This window comes from Microbacterium oxydans (assembly GCF_006540085.1).
Lineage (GTDB): Bacteria > Actinomycetota > Actinomycetes > Actinomycetales > Microbacteriaceae > Microbacterium > Microbacterium oxydans.
In genome coordinates, this window is sequence record NZ_BJOG01000007.1 from 59,705 (window position 1) to 79,694 (window position 19,990).

Below are 19,990 nucleotides of genomic sequence, written 5' to 3' on the forward strand. Positions count from 1 at the left end.
GCTGATCGCGTCGGAGCGAGACGATCGGGATTAGTCGAAGGCGGTGTCGGGGAGGGTGATGACGCCGGTCTGCACGAGCTGCACATCGCGCACCTCGTGCCCCATCAGTCGGTTGGCCAGCGCGGTGAAGTCGTCGGTCGCGGCCCCCGTGGCCTCGTACACGTAGCTTGCGGTCGCATCCGGTGAAGCGAGCAGGTCACCGCGGACGAGCTGGCGATAGACGTCGCCGGCGGTCTCATCGTCGCTGGAGACGAGCGTGACGCCCTCACCCATGACGTAGCTGATGGCACCACGGAGGAAGGGATAGTGCGTGCAGCCCAGCACGAGAGTGTCGACGTCTGCATCGCGGAGGGGGGCGAGGTACTCCTCGGCCACCGCGAGCACCTCGGGCGTGCCGGTGATACCGGCTTCGACGAACTCGACGAAGCGCGGGCATGCGGCGGTGAAGACCTGCAGCCGCTCGTTCACCTCGAGCATGTCCTGGTAGGCGCGCGAGCCGATCGTGCCGACCGTGCCGATCACGCCGACGCGACCGTTGCGGGTCGTCGACACGGCACGGCGCACCGCGGGACCGATCACTTCGACCACGGGGATGTCGTAGCGCTCCCGAGCATCGCGCAGCATGGCCGCGGAGGCGGTGTTGCACGCGATCACCAGCATCTTCACGCCCTGGTCGACGAGCGTGTCGAGCACTTCGAGCGAGTAGCGGCGCACATCGGCTATGGGCTTCGGCCCGTACGGCGAGTGCGCGGTGTCGCCGATGTAGACGAACGACTCTCGGGGCAGCTGGGCGCGGATGGCCCGCGCCACCGTGAGCCCGCCGACACCGGAGTCGAAGATCCCGATCGGCGCGTCGTTCATGACTCCCCAGCCTACCTGCGCGTGGCCCGCCGCGCGCATCGGGGCGCTCACTAAACTGAGCGCATGACCACGTCGACGGCGCTGCTCACCGACCGCTATGAGCTGACGATGCTCGCCGCCTCCCTTCGGGACGGCACTGCTTTCCGCCCCAGCGTGTTCGAGCTGTTCTCCCGACGCCTCTCCGGTGGCCGCCGTTTCGGTGTGGTCGCCGGCACTGGCCGGCTTCTCGGCCTCCTCCGCGACTTCCGCTTCGGCGAGGACGAGCTGCGCTTCCTGCGCGACGAGGCGGTCGTCGACCCGGCGTCGCTGAAGCACCTCGAGGACTACCGGTTCACGGGCTCGATCCGGGGCTATCGCGAAGGCGAGCTGTACTTCCCCGGCTCCCCCATCCTCACCGTGGAGGGAACGTTCGCGGATGCGGTCGTGCTCGAGACGCTCGCGCTGAGCGTGCTCAACCACGACTCCGCCGTCGCCACTGCCGCGTCGCGCATGAGCATCGCCGCCGGCGAGCGTCCACTGGCCGAGATGGGCTCCCGTCGGGCCGCCGAGCGTTCCGCGGTCGCGGCGGCGCGCGCTGCGTACATCGCGGGCTTCGGCGCCACGAGCAATCTCGAGGCGGGACGAAGCTGGGGCATCCCCACCATGGGCACGGCCGCGCACTCCTGGACGCTGCTGCACGACACCGAGGAGGAGGCGTTCCGGTCCCAGGTCGAGAGTCTGGGCTCCGGCACGACCCTGCTCGTCGACACGTATGACATCCGCACCGGCGTCGAGACCGCCATCCGCGTCGCCGGAACGGAGCTCGGTGGTGTGCGGATCGACTCGGGCGACCTCCCGATCGTCGCCGCCGATGTCCGGGCGCAGCTGGACGAGCTCGGTGCCACATCGACGCGCATCACGGTGACCAGCGATCTCGACGAGTACGCGATCGCCGCTCTCGCCGCTTCGCCGGTCGATGCGTACGGGGTGGGCACATCGGTCGTGACCGGCTCCGGATACCCGACAGCGAGCATGGTCTACAAGCTCGTGGCGCGCCAGGATGCCGCCGGGTCGTGGGTCGGCGTCGCCAAGGCATCGGCGGACAAGGCGTCACACGGCGGACGCAAGTCGGCGTTCCGCACCCTTGCGGACGGAGTCGCCACGGCGGAGACGGTCGTCGTCTCGGACAGCTTCGAGCAGCTCGACACGGCAGCCGACCACCCCGACGGCCGACCGCTGCAGGTCACCTTCGTCGAGGCCGGCGACATCGATACGTCGTACGAGGGGGTCGCGGGTACCGCGGCCGCTCGCGCTCATCACCTTCGGGTGCGCGAAGAACTGCCGGTGCGGGCTCTCGCGCTGAGCAAATCCGACCCTGCGATCCCCACCGTGTACGTCGAAGCCGACTGAGGTCAGCCGATCATCGACTCGTAGATCTCCTTGCACGTGGGGCAGATCGGGAACTTCTCCGGGTCGCGCCCCGGGGTCCACTTCTTGCCGCACAGCGCGCGCACCGGCTTGCCGGTGATCGCGGATTCGAGGATCTTGTCCTTCTTCACATAATGCGAGAAGCGCTCATGGTCGCCCGGTTCGAGGTTCTCCTCGCGGAGGAGCTCTTCCAGTTCGCGATCAAGCGTTGCCACGCCGCCCTGATCGGGGCTGTCCAGCGGAGTACTCATCCCGAGAGTCTAGCCGCGTCGAAAGCCTCGCGGGTGGTCGTCATGCCGTCTCGACGAACTCCATGAGACGCTCTCCGCTGCGCTCGAAGATGCGGCCGCCGATGACGGCGCCCAGCACCAGCACCCCGAGGCCGACGAGGAGCCCGACCCAGAAGGTGGCCGGTGCATACGCCGACCCCTCGAGGATCGTGGCAGCGAACAGCCAGATGGTGGGCGCGCTCAGCACGATCGCCCCGAGGAACGTCGCGGCCGGTCCGTAGATCCCGCGGGATGTCGGCCGTTGCGGCTGCTGGAACGGGCTGTCTCCGGGCCGTGAGACCGCGTAGGGCGCAACGACGGAGACGATGCTCGAGATGCCGAGTGCACTGAAGAGGAGGCTGGCGGCCACACCGCCCATGGGCAGCAGGAGACTCCAGTTCCCCACCAGGAGGAGGCTCAGCGGCACAGCGATCGCGAGCACCGGAATGGCGACGAGCAGCACCGGCACGAGGCGACCGAGACGATCGGGCAGCCCCCGGACGCCACTCGCCACGTGCGTCCACAGGGCCGTCGAATCGTAGGCGACGTCGTTGTGCGGCAACCATCCGAAGAACAGTGCCATCACCGGAACGGGGACCAGCGCGGCGATCTCCACCGGGACACCGGCGACGATGAGCGGCAGCACCGTGAGCACACCGGCGACCGGGACCACGATGATGTTCATGATGTAGCGACGGTCGCGGAGCCAGTACACGAGGCTTCGCGAGGCGATCGCCCCGAAGGCGTTCGACGGCAGCAGCCCGAACCAGCCGAGCCCGGTGCGCTCCCGCGAGGCGACCGGGCGCTCGGTCGTCGTGAGGAGTCGCCGGACGAGCCATGCCCACGCGATCCCGAGGAGCACGACGGTGAGGAGCGCGATGATCCCGGTGACCCACGCCGAAGCAGTCGCCCCTGCCGCGGAGTCGAAGAGGAATGCCGGCGCTGCCGCGAACGGACTGAAGCCGAAGACGCTGGAAAGGGTCGCCAGCGAGGGGGGCACCAGGCCGTCCCAGCGAAGGGATCCGAAGAACACAGCCACGGGGAACGCGATCACGATCAGGGCGAGCGCGAACAGCGCGGTGAGCTCTCGTGATCGACGCTCGGGAAGGAGCAGGGCGTTGAGCGCCATTCCGATCCGCGAGACCAGCATCGTCGTGACGACGCCGACGACCGTCATCAGGATCGCGAGAGGCCATGGCGTCCCGGCATCGATCGCGACGATGCAGACGCTGATGTAGACGGCGAGGAGCGCGAGGCTGGGCACGCTCACGAATGCGGCCAGCGTGAGTACCCACGGCATCTGCCGCTCATCGACGCCGAAGACCGCGAAGCGGCGAGGATCGAGTTGGTCGACTGCCCCGACGAGGAGCGGTCCGACGAGGAAACCGACGAGAAGGGCAGCGCCACCGAGGACGGTGACCGCACGGGCGACCGGCACCGGAGCGGACGACAGGCTGAAGACCGCGATGCACACCACGGACGTGATCGCGACGACAGCGACGAACGAGATGATCGAACGGACCCGACGGTCGCCGCGCAGAGTTCCGATCAGAAGCGCGAGCCTCAGTCGGAGAACGTGTGCAGCCACTCGAGCCCCTCCACCTCTCCGCTGGAGCCGGCGAGCTCGACGAAGCGCGCCTCGAGCGTCTGCCCTGCGCGCACGTCGTCGACGGTCCCCTCGGCCAGCACTTCCCCTCCGACGATGATGGCCACGCGGGAGCAGACGCGCTCCACCAGATCCATGCCGTGACTGGAGAGGATCACCGTGCCACCGTGCGACACATACGCACGGAGGATGTCGAGGATCACCGCCGAGGAGACGGGATCGACCGATTCGAACGGCTCATCGAGCACGAGCACGCGCGGGGAATGGATCATCGCCCCTGCCAGCATGATCTTCTTCGTCATGCCCGCCGAGTAGTCCGAGACGACGCGGCTGAGCGCATCGCCGAGGTCGAACGCCCGAGCGAGATCTGCCGCGCGCTTCTCGATCACATCAGCCGCAAGGCCGCGCAGCAGCCCGTAGTAGTACAGCAGCTGACGACCGGTGAGGCGGTCGAACGTGCGCAACCTGTCCGGCAGCACGCCCATCAGCTTCTTCGCGGCCAGCGGCTGCTTCGCCTGGTCGATGCCACAGATCACGACGCTGCCCTCGTCTGCGCGCAGGAGCCCGGCGACGATCGAGAGAGTCGTGGTCTTTCCCGCCCCGTTGGGGCCGACCACCCCGTAGAAGGATCCAGCCGGCACGGTCAGGTCTATGCCGTCGACGGCGCGGTTGTCTCCGAACTGCTTGACGAGGCCGCGGATGGTGATCGCTTCGCCCCCGGAGAGTCCGTCCACGGGATCCACGACCTCGGAAGCCGCGTCGTCCGAACCCCCTTCAGCCTCGACGACCTCGACCGACGCGGACGTTCCCGACTCGGTCGGCTCCTCGACGATCGGCTCGGCCTCGACCGGTTCGGCGCCGGCGACCTCTGCCGCGAGGGCGGGTGCAACGACGGGCTCGGCCACCGGCTCGGGTTCGGGTTCGGCGCCGGCGATCGCATCATGCTCCGGAGCAGGCTCAGCCACGGGCTCCGGCGCCGAGGTGACTTCGACCGGCAGCACCGATACTGCGGCTGTCTCGGTGGCACGCATCGGGTCCACCGGAGCCGCTTCGGGGCTCGGAGGCTCCGGGACGTTCTTCGCCGCGTCCGCCGCCGCCTTCTCCGCCTCATCGGCGGCCTTTTTCGCTGCAGCATTCTTCGCTGCCGCGGCCTTCGCCGCCGCTGTCTTCGCCGCCGTGGACTTGGCTGCGGCCGCGCGAGCAGTGGACTTCGTCGCTGCAGCCTTGGACGCGGCCGCTTTCGCCGCGACCGTCTTCGCCGCCGAAGCTTTCGCGGCGGTGGACTTCGCAGCCGTCGACTTCGCAGCAGTCGACTTCGCAGCCGTCGCCTTCGCGGCAGCTGTCTTCGCGGCAGCTGCCTTCGCGGCCGTGGTCTTCGCGGCAGCTGTCTTCGCGGCCGTGGTCTTCGCCGCCGTGGTCTTCGCCGCCGTCGCCTTGGCCGTCGTCGTCTTGGCAGCCGTCTTCGTCGTCGACTTCGGTGCCGTGTTCTTCGCTGCGGTGGTGCGACTGGCTGCGCCGCTGCGCGCGGCAGCGGCGGGCGTTCCGTTCTGGTCGGGCAACGCCTTGACCAAAGGCTCCACGACGATGTCGGCAGTCGGTGCGGCTTTCTCCGCCGCAGCCTTCGCGGTCGATGTCTTCGCGGTCGACGTCTTCGCGGCAGTCGTGGTTCCGCTCGTGGTCGGACGCTTCGCGGCCGGCTTCTTCACGGCCGGCTTCTTCACTGCAGGTCGCTTCGCCGTCGTCCCGGCCGCCGATGCCTCGTCGGAACTCGATTTCTTCACCGGCGGGCGCTTCGCCGACGTCTTCTCTTGCGCGGTCTCGGTCAGGTCCACCTGGGCGGTGCGGTCGTCAGGGGAGGCAGTCACCGTCCTACGGTATCAACGGGCGGCTGTGCGCCAAGGCCGCCGCGCAATAAACTGCCCTCGGATGCTGTGACTTCACAGCGATTGCAGGATGGTCGCAAGCCTGTGCATCACGTGTGTAGTCGATCACGAAATGACAACGGGGCCCTCCAGGCTCTGAGGTTCCCAGGCGGAATCGATACCATGAACGCGGCACGACGAAGTGTCTGGTCGGTTAATCGACCGTGAACACAACTTCCTTTAGGAGCACTCGTGACTCTTCAGACCGTCATCCTCGCCGCCGGAATGGGCTCGCGCCTCGGCCGCGCGCTGCCGAAGCCGCTCACCGAACTGAGCGACGGCCGCACGATCATGGGCCAGCAGCACGACAACATCCGGGCCGCATTCGGCTCCGACGCCCGAATCACGACCGTGGTGGGCTACCGCGCCGAGACCATCATCGATGCCTTCCCGCACGTGAACTACGTCCACAACGAGCGCTACGACGAGACCAACACCTCCAAGAGCCTGCTGCGCGCCCTCGGTGCCACCGGTCGCGGCGGTGTGCTGTGGATGAACGGCGATGTCGTCTTCGACCCGATGATCCTCGGTCGGGCTCTCGAATACATCGAGCGCGACCAGTCCTTCGTCACGGTGAACACCTCCAAGGTCAGCGACGAAGAGGTGAAGTACACGGTCACCGCCGAGGGCTTCATTAACGAACTGTCCAAGACCGTCAAGGGCGGACTGGGCGAGGCTGTGGGCATCAACTACATCTCCTCCGCGCAGAAGAAGGCCTTCATGCGCCAGCTGCAGCGGGTGGAGGACCAGGACTACTTCGAGCGCGGCCTCGAACTCGCGATCGCCGAGGACGGCCTGCTGCTCGAGCCGATGGACGTCTCCGACCTGTACGCGGTCGAGGTCGACTTCGCCGAAGACCTGGAGCGCGCGAACCTCTTCGTCTGATCGAACGACACGAAAGCCCGGTCCCCCTCGCGGGACCGGGCTTTCGGCGTTTTCGCGGGCTGTCTCCCTAGGATCTCTGCATGGCCCCCAAGGTGCACAAGATCCATTCGCTCCCGGACGACGCTCCGTGGGACAAGGGCGTTCCCCCCGCCGGCTCGGCGGAGCACCCGATGATGGTGCGTGGTCTCGATCGCGTGCTGGCGATCCAGCGCCCACTCGTCCTCGCGCACATCCGCAGCATCCGGCTGCGCAATCCCCAGGCTTCACCCGCGGAACTCATCCGCATCCTCGAGCGGCGCTACCTCGCGGCCGTGACGACCGGAGGTGCGGCGGTGGGAGCGACCGCCGTCGTGCCGGGCATCGGCACCGGTGTCACCCTCGCCCTCTCCGGGGTCGAGACCGTGGGTTTCGTGGAGTCCACCGCCCTGTTCGCCCAGTCGGTCGCCGAGGTGCACGGGATCGCCGTGGCGAACCCGGATCGCGCCCGCGCCCTGGTGATGACGCTGATGCTCGGCAAGGAGGGCGTCGACCTCGTCGGACAGCTCGCCGGCCAGGTCGCTGGGCGCGGCGGCAGCAGGTCCTCGTACTGGGGTGAGCTCGTCACGAAATCCCTGCCCCGTGCCGCAGTCGGCCCCCTCGTCGACCAGCTCAAGAGCATGTTCGTGAAGCAGTTCGCGGCGAAGGGAGGCGCGTCGGTCATCGGCAAGGCTCTCCCGTTCGGCATCGGCGCCGCGATCGGAGGCGCGGGGAACAACATCCTCGGCCGCCGCGTGCTGACCACTTCGCACAAGGCCTTCGGCTCTGCGCCGATCGACCTGCCGCTCGATCTGGAGCCTGTCCCCGGGGCCGAGAAGCTCGAGCTGCGGATGCTCCGGGGCGCCCGCTACGCCGGGAACGCGGTGGTGGGTGCCGCCGGCACCGTGACACGAGGCGCGGAGTGGGTCGGGCACCGTGTCGGCGGACGTGCAGGTCGCCGACGAGAGAGCCCGTCCGAAGAGCTCGAGGCCGGCACCGGCGACCACTCCCTGCCCTCGAACCCCGGCGACGAGCGCGAAGAGCGCTGAGCGCAGGTCGCCAAAGGATCCGCTGAGCCGTTGTGGCGAGCATCCAACAGCGGGGGGCGAGCCGACGATAGGGTGGAATCCGTGACGGACAAGCCCGACCTCTCTACCACCGCCGGCAAGATCGCGGACCTGCGCGCTCGCTACACGGAAGCCGTCGTCGACGCGGAAGCGAAGGCGAAGGAGAAGCAGCACGCGAAGGGCAAGATGACCGCCCGCGAGCGCGTCGAGCTGCTCGTGGATCCGGGAAGCTTCGTCGAGTTCGACGAGTATGTACGCCACCGCACCACGGCCTTCGGCATGGATCGCTCCCGCCCCTACGGCGACTCCGTCGTCACCGGCGTCGGCACCATCAACGGGCGCACCGTCGCGGTGTACTCGCAGGACTTCTCCACCTTCGGCGGCTCGCTCGGCGAGGTCGCCGGCGAGAAGATCGTGAAGATCATGGAGTTCGCCCTCGCCGGAGGGATGCCCTGCATCGGCATCCTCGACTCCGGCGGCGCGCGCATCCAGGAGGGCGTCGTCGCGCTCGGCAAGTACGGTGAGATCTTCCGCCTGAACACCCGCGCTTCCGGTGTCATCCCGCAGATCTCCATCATCATGGGCCCGGCCGCGGGTGGTGCGGTGTACTCCCCCGCTCTGACCGACTTCGTCATCATGGTCGACAAGACCAGCCAGATGTTCGTCACGGGTCCCGATGTGATCAAGACCGTGACCGGCGAAGACGTGGGGATGGAGGAGTTGGGCGGCGCCTACACCCACAACACCCGATCCGGTGTCGCGCACTACCTCGCGGAAGACGAGGACGACGCCATCGATTACGCGCGCACGCTCCTGAGCTTCCTCCCGGACAACAACATGGCGGAACTCCCGTCGTACGAGAGCGCGTTCGAGTTCGAGACGACAGACGCCGATCGCGTGCTCAACACGATCGTCCCCGACTCGACCAACCAGCCCTACGACATCCACACGGTGATCGAGCACGTCGTCGACGAGGGCGATTTCCTCGAGGTGCAGCCGCTGTTCGCGCCCAACATCGTGATCGGCTTCGGTCGTGTCGAAGGTCGCTCGGTCGGCATCATCGCCAACCAGCCGTCGCAGATGGCCGGCACCCTGAACATCGAGGCAGGCGAGAAGGCCAGTCGCTTCGTGCGATTCTGCGATGCCTTCTCGATCCCGATCGTCACGCTGGTCGACGTGCCCGGCTACCTTCCCGGCACGGACCAGGAGTGGACCGGCGTCATCCGCCGCGGTGCGAAGCTGCTCTACGCCTACGCGGAGGCCACCGTGCCCCTCGTCACCGTCATCCTGCGCAAGGCCTACGGGGGTGCGTACATCGTGATGGGCTCGAAGCAGCTCGGCGCGGATGTGAACCTCGCGTGGCCGACCGCCGAGATCGCGGTCATGGGCGGTCAGGGGGCGGTCAACATCCTGTACCGCGGTGAGATCAAGAAGGCGGAGGAGGCCGGCGAGGACGTCGCCGCCGTGCGTACCCGGCTCGCGAACGAGTACACCTACAACGTGGCGTCTCCTTTCCTGGCAGCTGAGCGCGGGGAGCTCGACGGCATCATCGAACCGGCCAACACCCGCGTCTCGATCGCGAAGGCCCTGCGCGCCCTGCGCGGAAAGCGCGCGGAGCTGCCCCCGAAGAAGCACGGGAACATCCCCCTGTGACCGAGCACAACCCGCAGGGCGGCCCCTCCTCGGACGCGCCGCTGCTCGACATCACCCGGGGCGCGGCCACCGAGGAGGAGCTCGCCGCTCTCATCGCGGTGATCAGCGAGGCGTACGCGACCGAGGAGGCCGCAGCCGTGGCCGACGAGCCCGCCGTCTCCGCCTGGGCCAGGACGCAGCGTCCGTTGCGTCGCCCGCTCCGTCGCGACATACCGTGGGGCCGTTTCTCCGGCTGACGCCGCTCGGAACACGGAAAGAACGCCGTCGGCGTGGTCCGCGAACCCTCCGCTTCACGAACCACGTCGACGATCGTCGCAGGACCCCCAGCGCCCTGCGCGGCCGCGTCCCCGTCGCCGCCTCGTCCGCCCCTCTTCGAGAGCCGGACGGATCCCCCCTCGTGAAGACCTGCGTGCTCCGCGGCGTGCGACGGTGCCGTGCGCACAGCAGAAGGCGGACTCCGCTGATCTGTCCGAAGGACGAAACTCAAATACTATATCGATTCGACTTATGCTCGCAAAGGTGACCCCGCGCACTCAGTTGTCGAGCACTCAGCTGTCGAGCAGGAGGTCGGAGGCACGCGGGCTCAGGACCGAGTCGAGGACGACGCACGCCGCTCCCACCGCACCGACATCGTCGCCCACCACCGTGCCGTCGACGGGAAGGGTGCGTATCGCCCTGGTGGCGCTGGCCCGATCGAGCAGGTCGGGGATCTCTGCCAGGTACACATCAGCGAGCCGCGACCAGAACGGCCCACCGAAGACGACGCGGTCGACGTCGAGCATGTTCGTGAGCACCGCCGTCAGCACCGTGATGTGGGCGGAGGAGCGCCGAAGCACCTCCCCCGCGGCTTCGTCCCCGGCAGCCGCTCGCTCGCACAGCTGCCCGAATCGCTGGTCGACTGCCGCGGCGTCGCTCGTCTGATGCTCGTCGTCGAATACCCCTGCCCTCTCCGCCTGCTCGATGATCGCCTGCGGGGTGCACACCACCTCGACGCATCCGCGGGCCCCGCACGCGCAGGACGGTCCGTCGGGGTCGACGATGATGTGGCCGATCTCGCCGATGTTGCGTGTGCTCCCCCGGACCGCCTCTCCATCACGTGCGATGGCCGCGCCGATACCGATCCCCAGATAGACGAAGACGAAGGAGTCGTCCGCCGATTCCCGCCTCGTCCAGAGCTCGCCCACCGCAGCCGAGGTCGTGTCCTTCTCCACGACCACGGGCAACCCCGTCGCCTCCGCGAGCACTGCCCGCAACGGCACACGGTGCCAGCCTGCGAGCTTAGGCGGGTCGATCACCGTCCCCAGCTCCGCGTCGAGCGGGCCGGGAGCCGCGACCCCCACCCCGGCGATCCGGGAGCGGTCGACGCCCGAACCGACGATCAACGCATCGATCGTCGACGCCATGGCCTCGACGATGCGGTGGGGATCCTCGGCAGGGGTTCGCACGCTCAGACGACGGACGACCGCGCCGGCCAGATCCAACAGCACGAAAGTCATCAGCGCGGGATCCAGATGGACCCCCACGGCGAAGCGGCTGTCCGCGACGAGCCGCAGGGTGACCCGCGGCTTGCCTGGTCCGTTGATCGTTCGACCCGCTTCCCTGATGAAGCCGTCATCGAGGAGTCTGCGGGTGATGTTCGTGACCGTCTGCGCCGAGAGGCGCGTCGCCGTCGACAGCTCGATCCTGCTGAGCCCTTCGCCGGACTGCCGGATGGCCTCCAGGATCACGGACTGATTGAAGTCGCCCATGCGCGGAAGGTTGGTGCCACGACGCGTTGCCATCGTCCAATGATGGCCTATCGGGGGTGAAATCGTGTCCCCCAAAATACCTACAGACAATGTTCGCGCGAACCATCAGACTGAGGGGGACGCTTCGCGTTCGGCTGGTCTCTCTGTCCCAGGGTAGACAGACGCTGATCGGCCACCAGCGGACGGTTTTCGGGTAACTGTCCGCACGGAGAGGGGCAGGCGGATTCGCCGCCCCTCTCCCACTCTCACCATCCTCGACTCCGGTCATCTCCCCAGGCCGGAGCCGAGGACGCATGCGTTCGTCCGCTGTCCCCGCCTGCCAGCCCTGACCACGCCCGTCAGCCCTGTGCCCGCCTGTCAGCGCGGAATCTCGTGCCAGAGGTCGACGGCGTCATCGTCGCCGGACGCCCGTGAGCCGGCGCGGCCGACCACCGTGACGGCGACACGGGGATCACGCGCCGAGCGGATGATCAGACGAGCGGTCTGCGCGCGACTGAGCACGACGGCCAGCTCGTCCCTGATCAGTTCTCGCCGTGTCTCGTCGATCCCGTCGAAACCGCCCTCATCGAAGACCGTGACCACCACCCCCCGGCGTCGTGCCGCCTCGATCGCGTTGCGCACGGCATCGTTGAGGAGATCGGCTCCGCGCAACTCGTCGCGCAGCCTGCCCTCGGCGAGGCGGGCGTCCATCCGCTCCTGCTCGTCCAGCACACCCCGCGCGGCCACCACTCTGCTGAGGACGGGACCGGCGACGGCCAGCGCGAACTGCGTGCGCAGGCGCCGCTCCCGCTGACGCACCCGCTGCGTCGCATGCCACGCGGACACGGCCTGCTGGATCTCGGCGAGGCGCTCCGTGTCACGCACGGCGCGGTCCCAGAACATCACCAGGAGCCCAGCGACCACCACCCACATGATGGAGCCGACGAGTCCGAGGTTGAGGGCGACGACGAATCCCAGATAGGCCGACGCGGTGACGACGAGCACCCCGAGAACGAGAACACCGATCAGAGCGCGCCTCCGGACGACGCAGACGACGCCGAGCAGTCCGAGCGCCCCGATGTACCACGTGGCGAAGGGAGCCGTCCGATCCGCCGGGTCGAGCGACGAGGTGACGAGGATGGGGATGAGCGCACTCGCCACCAGCGCCAGGATCGCCGACCACATCGGCATCCTGACGACGGCGCCGTGTCCGAGGATCGCGACGTTCACGACCACGAGGTACAACCCGATCGCGAGCACCATCACCAGCGGTGCGGTCGGCTGCTCGATCCACCAGATCCCCCTGGCGACGAAGTACAGGGCGAAGCCGACGGCGAGGGAGGTGGCGACACTCCGCACGGTGCGGTTCACGAGCGCTCCCACCCCAGGACGACAGTGGTCCCGTGCCCGTCGGAGAGGATGTCGGCGGTGCCGGCCACCCCCGCCATGCGCGCGAAGATCGACGCACGGATCCCGAGTCGGTCGACGCCGATCGACTCGACGTCGAATCCGGGTCCGGTGTCGGAGATGGTCACGCCGATGCCCTCGTCCCCGTGCCCTTCGACGATGATGTGGAGTCCGCGCCCGCCGGCATGCGAGACCGCGTTGCCGATCGCCTGTCGTGCCGCGAGCACCAGCGCGCGGGCAGCACGTCCGGGGATGAGTCCGATGCCTCCGCGCTCCTCCACGATCGCATCGGCGCCGAGCTCGGACAGCGCCCGACGCAGCTCGACAACGATCTGCACCGTTCCGACCGGTTCGTCGCTCCCCTCCTGTGCGACGGCGGCCTCGGTGTTCGCGAGGCGCGTGAGAGCCTCTCGCGCCATCGCCACGGCCAGCTCCCTGGCGCGTTCGCCCTCGGCACGCTCCGCGGCGATCAGAGCGGCCAGCACGCTGTCGTGCATCAGGGCGGACATCGCCGCCCTCTCCTCCTCGGCCGCCGCCGCTGCCGCAGCAGTGGAGTACGACGCGACCGCCTGCCCCCTGGCCTCGTCCACCCCGGCGGCGACCGAGCGGAACATCCAGCCGAGTGAGACGATCACCACGCCGAGGATGAGGGTGAACGAGACGTCGAAGGCGGTCGTCACCCAGAAATCGCGCGAGAACTCGCCCTGGACGAGACGGACATAGCCGTACACGAACGGCACTCCCGCCGCCCAGACGAACTGCAGCGCAAGGGGGAAGGCGAGCATGGCCGCGACGACACCGACGTTGACGAGGAAGAAGATCCACGGCTGCTCTCCGGCCCCCTTGTCGGAGGGGTCGACGATCGTCGGCCACGCGGCGAGCACCAGCACGTACACCACGGCGAAGATGCCGGAGAAGGTGCGCACCCCGCGTCCGATCAGGCACGCCACCAGCATCGCGAGCAGGGGCACGAACACCACACACAACGCGACCACATGCGCGGGGTCCGCGTCCGACAGGGATGCCATCGCGGAGACCAGCGCTTGGGCGCCGAGCACAGCCGAGCCGATCGCGACCACGATGGCGAGGATCCGCTCCATGCGCTTGCCGGTGAAGCGCTCGTATGCTGTCTCCGTGCTGCCCGGAGACGGAATCTTGCTCCAGGCGTCGCGGATGCTCAGCGGCTCAGCGGCCACCGAGTGCCTCGTCGGCTGTGACGATCCCGTCTTCCATCGCTCGCCGGAGCAGGTCGACCTTCGTGGGCGCCGGGCGCCCGACCTCGACGTACTTCACGCGGATGCGGGTGATGTTCTCCTTGGCGGTCGAGTACGCGACGCCCAGCTTCTCGGCCACGGCCTTCAACGGCAGACCCGTCGCGTACAGGCGGAGGACCTCCCGTTCGCGGGTGGCGAGCTGCGCGTCGGCGAACGCGCGGTCTCCGTCGACAGCGCTCGCCCACTCCACGTTGTTGAGGGCCTCGCCCTGTGCGACCGTGCGGATCGCGTCCAGCACGTCGTCGAGTGCTGACGACTTGCTCACCACTCCCGCCGCACCGGCGGAGAGGGCTTCCCGCACGGCTGCAGGACGATCCGCCACACTGTGGATCACCACGCTGGCGCCGTCGTTCACGAGGGCGGTCACGTTCTCAGTAACGGTCGTGCCGTCTCCCAGCGTGAGGTCGAGCACGACCACATCGGCCGGCGCGGCCCCCGTCGCCTTCCGCCAGTCGATGTACGACACCACGGTGCTCCCGGAGAAGACCACGGTCTGCGAATCCCGCTCGCACGCGGCCTCGAGACCGAGGCGAACGGACTCGTGATCGTCGATGAGTGCGACCGTGCTCATCCCCTCAGCCTACTGAGTCCCCTCGGAAGGCCGTGGATCGCTCATCGTGTGAGCAGTGCCACGACCTCGAAGTGGTGGGAGTGCGGGAACAGATCGAAGCCGCGGAGACGGTCGACATTCCACCCGAGCGTGCGGAACGTGCCGAGATCGCGTGCGAGCGCCACCGGGTCGCAGGCGACGTAGGCGATGGCGTCGGGGGCGAGCCCGTGGATCGCCTCGACCACCTGACGCCCCGCTCCGGCCCGCGGCGGATCGAGCACGACGGCCCCGGCCCGACCGCCGCCCTTGCGCGTGGCGAGGAACCGATCGACTCGGGCTGTCACCGCGTCGATCTCGAGAGGGGCGAGGTTCGCCGCAGCATGCTGAGTGGCACGTGCACTCGACTCGACCGTCACGATGTCCGTGCCCCCGAGGTCGGCCAGGGTCGCCGCGAACAGCCCGACCCCGCCGTACAGGTCGAAATGGGTCTTCTCCTCGTCGACGTGACCGTCGAGGATGCCGTAGACCGCGGCATCGAGCACCGAGGCGGCGCGCGGATGCACCTGCCAGAAGCCCGTGGAGTCGACGTCGAAGCGGCGGTCGTTGACCATCTCCTGGATCACCTCGGGCGCCGGGCGCTTGCGGAAGCCCCTCTGCACGCGCGGGGCGCGCTCGGTCTCCTCACGACGGATCACGCGCACGGTGCCGTCGGCGGGCTCCACGAGCTCGATGCGACCGGGAGCCTCCCCCTGCAGCGCGAGCGCTGCCGCGGCGATCGCCGGCCGCGCCAGCGGGTACGACGTCACCGGCACGACACGGTGACTGCGTGAGGCATACGGCCCCACCACTCCCGCGTCGTCGACGTGCAGCGTCACCCTCGTGCGCCATCCTCGACCGTCTCCGGACTCCACGGCCTCGATCTCGGGCGCGACGAGACCCTTCCCCGCGAAGCGGTCGAGGGCCTCGGTCAGCACGCGCCTCTTGAGCTCACGCTGGTGATCGAGATCGATGTGCCCGAGATCAGCTCCTCCTGGACGATCAGCGGGATCGCGCGACACGTCGGCCTCCGCCCAGATGTGGGGACGGCGGTGCTCCGACGCTTCCAACACCTCGATCGTCTCGGCCCGCCAGAAACTGCGGGTGTCGGCATCGGCCCCCTCCTGCGGAGCGATCAGTCGGGCACGGACGCGCTCACCGGGGATCGCGTCGGACACGAACACCACTCGTCCCTCGTGCCGCGCGATGAACGTGCCCCCGTGAGCGATGCCGGTGATGTCGAGTTCGAGCACGTCGGCTGGGGAGGAAGTCATCCTTCGAGGATACGGTGGTGGACATGCGCGTCTGCCTCGCCTCGACCTCTCCCGCCCGACTCATGCTGCTGCGTCAGGCGGGCATCGAGCCGCTCACGGTGTCGCCGGACGTCGACGAGGACGCCGTCGCCGCCGCTGCGGAGGCGGAAAGGGGCGAGCCCCTGGCGCCCGAGGAGTTGGTGCTGCTGCTCGCCCGCGCGAAGGCCTCCGCCGTGGCACACAGCCTCGTCGAGGACGGAGGGTTCGACGGCCTGGTCATCGGCGGTGACTCGATGTTCGCGCTGGACGGGCGCGTCTACGGCAAGCCGTACACTCCGGAGGAAGCGACCAGGCGCTGGCGAGAGATGCGCGGAGCCACGGGCATCCTGCACTCCGGCCACTCCGTCTTCCGGGTCGCCCCCGGTGCCGAGCCCACGGAAGCCACCGCCGTCGCCGAAGCCGCTGTGACGTTCGCCTCCGACGTGACCGACGCCGAGATCGCCGCGTACGTCGCCTCAGGCGAACCGCTGCTCGTGGCGGGGGCCTTCACCGTGGACAGCCTGGGAGGAGCCTTCATCACCCGCGTGGAGGGCGACCCGTCCACGGTCGTCGGCATGTCCCTGTCCACCGTCCGCCGTCTCGCCGCGGAGCTCGGCGTTCGCTGGACCGACCTCTGGTCGTAGACTCCCATCCACGTTTTCCCGACTTTCTTGTGGGGAGTCGTCAAAGGGATCGCGGTCGTTCTCGCTAGGCTGGCAAGCATGCCTGCTATCGCCAAGGTGCTCATCGCCAACCGCGGCGAGATCGCCGTCCGCATCATCCGCGCCGCCCGTGACTCCGGGATCGCCTCCGTCGCCGTCTACGCCGACCAGGATCGTGATGCCCTGCACACCCGCCTCGCAGACGAGGCCTACGCGCTCGGCGGCTCGACGAGCGCCGAGACCTACCTCCAGATCGAGAAGATCCTCTCGATCGCCCGCCGTGCCGGCGCCGACGCCGTGCACCCCGGCTACGGCTTCCTCGCCGAGAACGCCGAGTTCGCCCGCGCCATCATCGACGCGGGGATGACCTGGATCGGCCCCTCCCCCGAAGCCATCGAGGCCCTCGGTGACAAGGTGACCGCGCGTCACGTGGCCGAGAAGGTCGGCGCACCCCTCGCCCCCGGAACGCCGGGACCGGTCGAGGGCGCAGACGAGGTCATCGCCTTCGCGAAGGAGTTCGGCCTCCCGATCGCCATCAAGGCCGCCTACGGCGGCGGCGGACGCGGCCTCAAGGTCGCGCGTGAGCTCGACGAGGTGGCCGAGCTCTTCGAGTCCGCCACGCGCGAGGCCGTCGCCGCCTTCGGCCGCGGCGAGTGCTTCGTCGAGAAGTACCTCGACAAGCCGCGTCACGTCGAGACCCAGTGCCTGGCCGATGCCGAAGGCAACGTCGTCGTGATCTCGACGCGTGACTGCTCGCTGCAGCGCCGCCATCAGAAGCTCGTCGAGGAGGCGCCGGCTCCGTTCCTCACGCAGGAGCAGAACGACCTCCTCTACGCCGCCTCCAAGGCCATCCTCAAGGAGGTCGGCTACGTCGGCGCCGGTACCTGCGAGTTCCTCATCGGAGCCGACGGAACCGTCTCCTTCCTCGAGGTGAACACACGTCTGCAGGTCGAGCACCCGGTCTCCGAGGAGGTCACCGGCATCGACCTGGTACGAGAGCAGTTCCGTATCGCGGCCGGCGGCACCATCGACTACGACGACCCGAAGCCGCAGGGCCACTCGATCGAGTTCCGCATCAACGGCGAGGACCCCGGTCGCGGATTCCTGCCCCAGCCGGGCCCGATCCACGTCTTCAAGACCTTCGGAGGCCCCGGCATCCGTCTGGATTCCGGTGTCACTGCGGGCGACTCGGTCTCCGGTGCCTTCGACTCGCTGCTCGCCAAGATCATCGTGACCGGCAAGGACAGGGCAGAGGCCCTCGAGCGCTCGCGCCGTGCCCTCGACGAGTTCGAGGTCGCCGGCCTTCCCACCGTCATCCCGTTCCACCGCAAGGTCGTGCGCGATCCTGCGTTCACAGCGGAGAGCGGCGAGTTCGGCATCTTCACGCGCTGGATCGAGACCGAGTTCGTCAACGACATCCCGGCGTGGGACGGAGAGCTCGAGGCGCCGGCTGCCTCCGAAGCCCGGCACACGGTCGTCGTCGAGGTCTCCGGCAAGCGCCTCGAGGTGAGCCTGCCGGACCGCGTCGCCGTCGCCGCAGGCACCGCTGGGCGCCCCGCCGCGGTTCCCCCGTCGCGCCGCAGCCATGCCACAACGGCCAACGCCGGAGCCTCGGGGGATGCCGTCAAGTCCCCCATGCAGGCCACGGTCGTGAAGATCGCGGTCGCCGACGGACAGCAGGTCGTCAAGGGCGATCTGGTCGTCGTGCTCGAGGCCATGAAGATGGAGCAGCCGCTGCAGGCGCACAAGGACGGCGTCGTCGGCAACATCAACGCCGATGCCGGCGCCACGGTCTCCGCGGGACACCAGCTGCTCACCATCAGCTGATCCTCCCGCTGACACGCGAAAGGCGCCCCACCGAAGTGGGGCGCCTTTGCTGTGCCTACGGGCGTCAGGAGATGTTCACGAGGTGCATCGCCCTGCTCGCGTCGGTGATGCTGCTGGACAGCGAGGGGTAGGCGGCGAAGACCCGCGAGACCTGATCGACCGTGAGGCGGCGCTCGACGGCGACCGCGATCGGGTAGATCAGCTCCGAGGCCTTCGGAGCGACGATCACACCGCCGATCACCGTACCGGAGCCCTTCCGCGCGATGAGCTTCACGAAGCCGTCCTTGATGCCCATCATCTTCGCGCGCGGGTTCGCCGCGAGAGGCAGCTTGTAGACCATGCCGTCCGCGACGCCATCCTCGACGTCCTTGACGCCGTAGCCGACCGTGGCGATCTCGGGCGCGGTGAAGATGTTGGAGGTGATCTTGATCAGCTCCAACGGGATCACGATGTCGCCGAGGGCGTGGAACACCGCGGTGCGCCCCTGCATCGACGCGACGGAGGCCAACGGGAAGAAGTTCGTGCAGTCGCCGACGGCGTACACGTTGGGGACCGAGGTACGAGCGACCTTGTTCACCCGGACGTGCCCGGATTCGTCGAGCTCGACGCCGGCTTCCTCGAGACCGATGCCTGCGGTGTTCGGGATGGACCCGACGGCCATGAGGCAGTGGCTGCCCTCGACCGTGCGCCCATCGGACAGCGTGACGGTGACGCCGTCGTCCGTGACCTCCACCTTGTCGGCGCGCGACTTGGAGAGCACCTGCATTCCCCCGCGCTTGAAGACCTTCTCCAGCACCGCAGCCGCGTCCTTATCCTCGCCGGGGAGCACCTGCTCACGGCTCGAGATCAGGGTCACCTTGGCGCCCAGGTTCATGTACGCGGAGGCGAACTCCGCTCCGGTGACACCGGATCCGACCACGATGAGGTGCTCGGGGAGCGCCTTCATGTCGTACAGCTGCGTCCACGTCAGGATGCGCTTGCCGTCGGGCTTCGCGGAGTCCAGCTCGCGCGGCGAGGCGCCGACGGCCACGACGATGGTGTCGGCCTCGACCCGGTCGAAGTCGGTGCCGCCCTGGCCGGTCGAGACGATGATCGCCGTGGGCCCTTCGAGGCGTCCGTGGCCGGACAGGATGCGCACACCGGCCTCGAGGAGCGTCGCGCGCATGTCCTCGGACTGCTGGCCGGCGAGCGCGAGGAGGCGCTTGTTCACGGCGGCGAGGTTGATCGCGATCTCGGGCTTGAGGGGGCGGGAGTGGTCGCCCTTGGCATAGAAGTTCACGCCGAGGTCGCTGGCCTCGGAGATGGCGACGGCCGCATCGGCGGTGGCGATCAGGCTCTTCGAAGGCACGACGTCGGTGAGCACGGCTGATCCGCCGACTCCCACCCGTTCGACCAGGGTGACCTCGGCACCCAACTGGGCGGCCGCGAGGGCCGCCTCGTAGCCGCCGGGACCGCCGCCGAGCACGGCGACGCGCTGAGTGCGCTCGAAAGTGGTGGAAGACATGGAATCCATTCTCGCGCAATCCTGGC

General features: G+C 68.7%; 18 protein-coding genes. 8 read left to right on the forward strand and 10 right to left on the reverse strand.

Annotated features, from left to right (window positions below):
* Window positions 1-30 precede the first annotated feature (30 nt).
* Entirely contained in the window at window positions 31-861 is an 831-nt protein-coding gene (murI, locus tag MOX01_RS13465; RefSeq protein WP_061018239.1) for a glutamate racemase, read from the reverse strand.
* Between the two features lie 63 nt (window positions 862-924).
* On the opposite strand from murI, the gene MOX01_RS13470 reads away from it, so the two are divergent.
* A complete protein-coding gene (locus tag MOX01_RS13470; protein ID WP_141370122.1) occupies window positions 925-2,250 on the forward strand; it encodes a nicotinate phosphoribosyltransferase in 1,326 nt (441 codons plus the stop codon).
* A 2-nt stretch (window positions 2,251-2,252) separates the two neighbouring features.
* On the opposite strand, the gene MOX01_RS13475 is transcribed toward MOX01_RS13470, so the two are convergent.
* Genes MOX01_RS13475 through MOX01_RS13485 form a run of 3 tightly spaced genes read right to left on the reverse strand, consistent with a single transcriptional unit; the run spans window position 2,253 to window position 5,174 of the window.
* Window positions 2,253-2,519 carry a DUF3039 domain-containing protein gene (locus MOX01_RS13475; RefSeq protein WP_026049764.1) on the reverse strand — a complete coding sequence of 89 codons (267 nt, stop codon included), beginning with the start codon at window positions 2,517-2,519 and terminating at the stop codon, window positions 2,253-2,255.
* Between the two features lie 40 nt (window positions 2,520-2,559).
* Complete coding sequence (locus MOX01_RS13480; RefSeq protein WP_141370124.1) at window positions 2,560-4,125, reverse strand: hypothetical protein; 1,566 nt, start codon at window positions 4,123-4,125, stop codon at window positions 2,560-2,562.
* A complete protein-coding gene (locus MOX01_RS13485) occupies window positions 4,101-5,174 on the reverse strand; it encodes an ABC transporter ATP-binding protein (protein WP_141370126.1) in 1,074 nt (357 codons plus the stop codon). The genes MOX01_RS13480 and MOX01_RS13485 overlap by 25 nt, the downstream gene beginning before the upstream one ends.
* On the opposite strand from MOX01_RS13485, the gene MOX01_RS13490 reads away from it, so the two are divergent.
* From MOX01_RS13490 to MOX01_RS13510, 5 genes are all read left to right on the forward strand, one after another.
* Window positions 5,164-6,078, forward strand: a complete 915-nt coding sequence (locus MOX01_RS13490) for a hypothetical protein (protein ID WP_141370128.1) — start codon at window positions 5,164-5,166, stop codon at window positions 6,076-6,078. The two genes, MOX01_RS13485 and MOX01_RS13490, sit on opposite strands and share 11 nt — an antisense overlap.
* Before the next feature lie 179 nt (window positions 6,079-6,257).
* A complete protein-coding gene (locus tag MOX01_RS13495) occupies window positions 6,258-6,950 on the forward strand; it encodes a phosphocholine cytidylyltransferase family protein (RefSeq protein ID WP_046748968.1) in 693 nt (230 codons plus the stop codon).
* An 80-nt stretch (window positions 6,951-7,030) separates the two neighbouring features.
* Window positions 7,031-8,014: a hypothetical protein gene (locus MOX01_RS13500; RefSeq protein ID WP_141370130.1), complete on the forward strand. Its 984-nt coding sequence runs from the start codon at window positions 7,031-7,033 to the stop codon at window positions 8,012-8,014.
* Between the two features lie 81 nt (window positions 8,015-8,095).
* Window positions 8,096-9,685, forward strand: a complete 1,590-nt coding sequence (locus tag MOX01_RS13505; RefSeq protein WP_371861863.1) for an acyl-CoA carboxylase subunit beta — start codon at window positions 8,096-8,098, stop codon at window positions 9,683-9,685.
* Window positions 9,682-9,921: an acyl-CoA carboxylase subunit epsilon gene (locus MOX01_RS13510; protein WP_061018231.1), complete on the forward strand. Its 240-nt coding sequence runs from the start codon at window positions 9,682-9,684 to the stop codon at window positions 9,919-9,921. Before MOX01_RS13505 ends, MOX01_RS13510 begins: the two co-directional genes overlap by 4 nt.
* 312 nt (window positions 9,922-10,233) lie before the next feature.
* Here MOX01_RS13510 and MOX01_RS13515 read toward each other — a convergent pair whose 3' ends face one another.
* The 5 genes from MOX01_RS13515 to MOX01_RS13535 all read right to left on the reverse strand — a co-directional run bounded on the left by MOX01_RS13515 (window position 10,234) and on the right by MOX01_RS13535 (window position 15,953).
* Window positions 10,234-11,433 (reverse strand): ROK family transcriptional regulator, encoded by a 1,200-nt coding sequence (locus MOX01_RS13515; protein ID WP_141370271.1) that lies wholly within the window; start codon window positions 11,431-11,433, stop codon window positions 10,234-10,236.
* Between the two features lie 357 nt (window positions 11,434-11,790).
* Window positions 11,791-12,783: a hypothetical protein gene (locus MOX01_RS13520; RefSeq protein WP_230977937.1), complete on the reverse strand. Its 993-nt coding sequence runs from the start codon at window positions 12,781-12,783 to the stop codon at window positions 11,791-11,793.
* Complete coding sequence (locus tag MOX01_RS13525; protein ID WP_058631808.1) at window positions 12,780-14,015, reverse strand: sensor histidine kinase; 1,236 nt, start codon at window positions 14,013-14,015, stop codon at window positions 12,780-12,782. The genes MOX01_RS13520 and MOX01_RS13525 overlap by 4 nt, the downstream gene beginning before the upstream one ends.
* Window positions 14,005-14,664, reverse strand: coding sequence for a response regulator transcription factor (locus tag MOX01_RS13530; protein ID WP_046748963.1), 660 nt, complete (start codon window positions 14,662-14,664; stop codon window positions 14,005-14,007). Before MOX01_RS13530 ends, MOX01_RS13525 begins: the two co-directional genes overlap by 11 nt.
* A gap of 41 nt (window positions 14,665-14,705) precedes the next feature.
* Window positions 14,706-15,953: a class I SAM-dependent RNA methyltransferase gene (locus tag MOX01_RS13535; protein ID WP_141370134.1), complete on the reverse strand. Its 1,248-nt coding sequence runs from the start codon at window positions 15,951-15,953 to the stop codon at window positions 14,706-14,708.
* 23 nt (window positions 15,954-15,976) lie between these two features.
* On the opposite strand from MOX01_RS13535, the gene MOX01_RS13540 reads away from it, so the two are divergent.
* Together MOX01_RS13540 and MOX01_RS13545 are read left to right on the forward strand one after the other, a co-directional pair.
* Window positions 15,977-16,615: a Maf family protein gene (locus tag MOX01_RS13540; protein WP_046749078.1), complete on the forward strand. Its 639-nt coding sequence runs from the start codon at window positions 15,977-15,979 to the stop codon at window positions 16,613-16,615.
* A gap of 78 nt (window positions 16,616-16,693) precedes the next feature.
* A complete protein-coding gene (locus tag MOX01_RS13545) occupies window positions 16,694-18,460 on the forward strand; it encodes an acetyl/propionyl/methylcrotonyl-CoA carboxylase subunit alpha (protein WP_046748961.1) in 1,767 nt (588 codons plus the stop codon).
* A 64-nt stretch (window positions 18,461-18,524) separates the two neighbouring features.
* On the opposite strand, the gene MOX01_RS13550 is transcribed toward MOX01_RS13545, so the two are convergent.
* On the reverse strand, window positions 18,525-19,973 hold the full coding sequence (locus MOX01_RS13550; protein ID WP_046748960.1) for an NAD(P)H-quinone dehydrogenase: 1,449 nt from the start codon (window positions 19,971-19,973) through the stop codon (window positions 18,525-18,527).
* Window positions 19,974-19,990 lie beyond the last annotated feature (17 nt).

What these genes read in the sequence shown, in the direction of transcription:
- MOX01_RS13535 (WP_141370134.1), bottom strand. Translation starts at nt 15,953, where the DNA reads ATGACTTCCTCCCCAGCCGACGTGCTCGAACTCGACATCACCGGCATC.
- murI (WP_061018239.1), bottom strand. Translation starts at nt 861, where the DNA reads ATGAACGACGCGCCGATCGGGATCTTCGACTCCGGTGTCGGCGGGCTC.
- MOX01_RS13540 (WP_046749078.1), top strand. Translation starts at nt 15,977, where the DNA reads ATGCGCGTCTGCCTCGCCTCGACCTCTCCCGCCCGACTCATGCTGCTG.
- MOX01_RS13515 (WP_141370271.1), bottom strand. Translation starts at nt 11,433, where the DNA reads ATGGGCGACTTCAATCAGTCCGTGATCCTGGAGGCCATCCGGCAGTCC.
- MOX01_RS13550 (WP_046748960.1), bottom strand. Translation starts at nt 19,973, where the DNA reads ATGGATTCCATGTCTTCCACCACTTTCGAGCGCACTCAGCGCGTCGCC.
- MOX01_RS13500 (WP_141370130.1), top strand. Translation starts at nt 7,031, where the DNA reads ATGGCCCCCAAGGTGCACAAGATCCATTCGCTCCCGGACGACGCTCCG.
- MOX01_RS13485 (WP_141370126.1), bottom strand. Translation starts at nt 5,174, where the DNA reads ATGCGTGCCACCGAGACAGCCGCAGTATCGGTGCTGCCGGTCGAAGTC.
- MOX01_RS13545 (WP_046748961.1), top strand. Translation starts at nt 16,694, where the DNA reads ATGCCTGCTATCGCCAAGGTGCTCATCGCCAACCGCGGCGAGATCGCC.
- MOX01_RS13475 (WP_026049764.1), bottom strand. Translation starts at nt 2,519, where the DNA reads ATGAGTACTCCGCTGGACAGCCCCGATCAGGGCGGCGTGGCAACGCTT.
- MOX01_RS13470 (WP_141370122.1), top strand. Translation starts at nt 925, where the DNA reads ATGACCACGTCGACGGCGCTGCTCACCGACCGCTATGAGCTGACGATG.
- MOX01_RS13530 (WP_046748963.1), bottom strand. Translation starts at nt 14,664, where the DNA reads ATGAGCACGGTCGCACTCATCGACGATCACGAGTCCGTTCGCCTCGGT.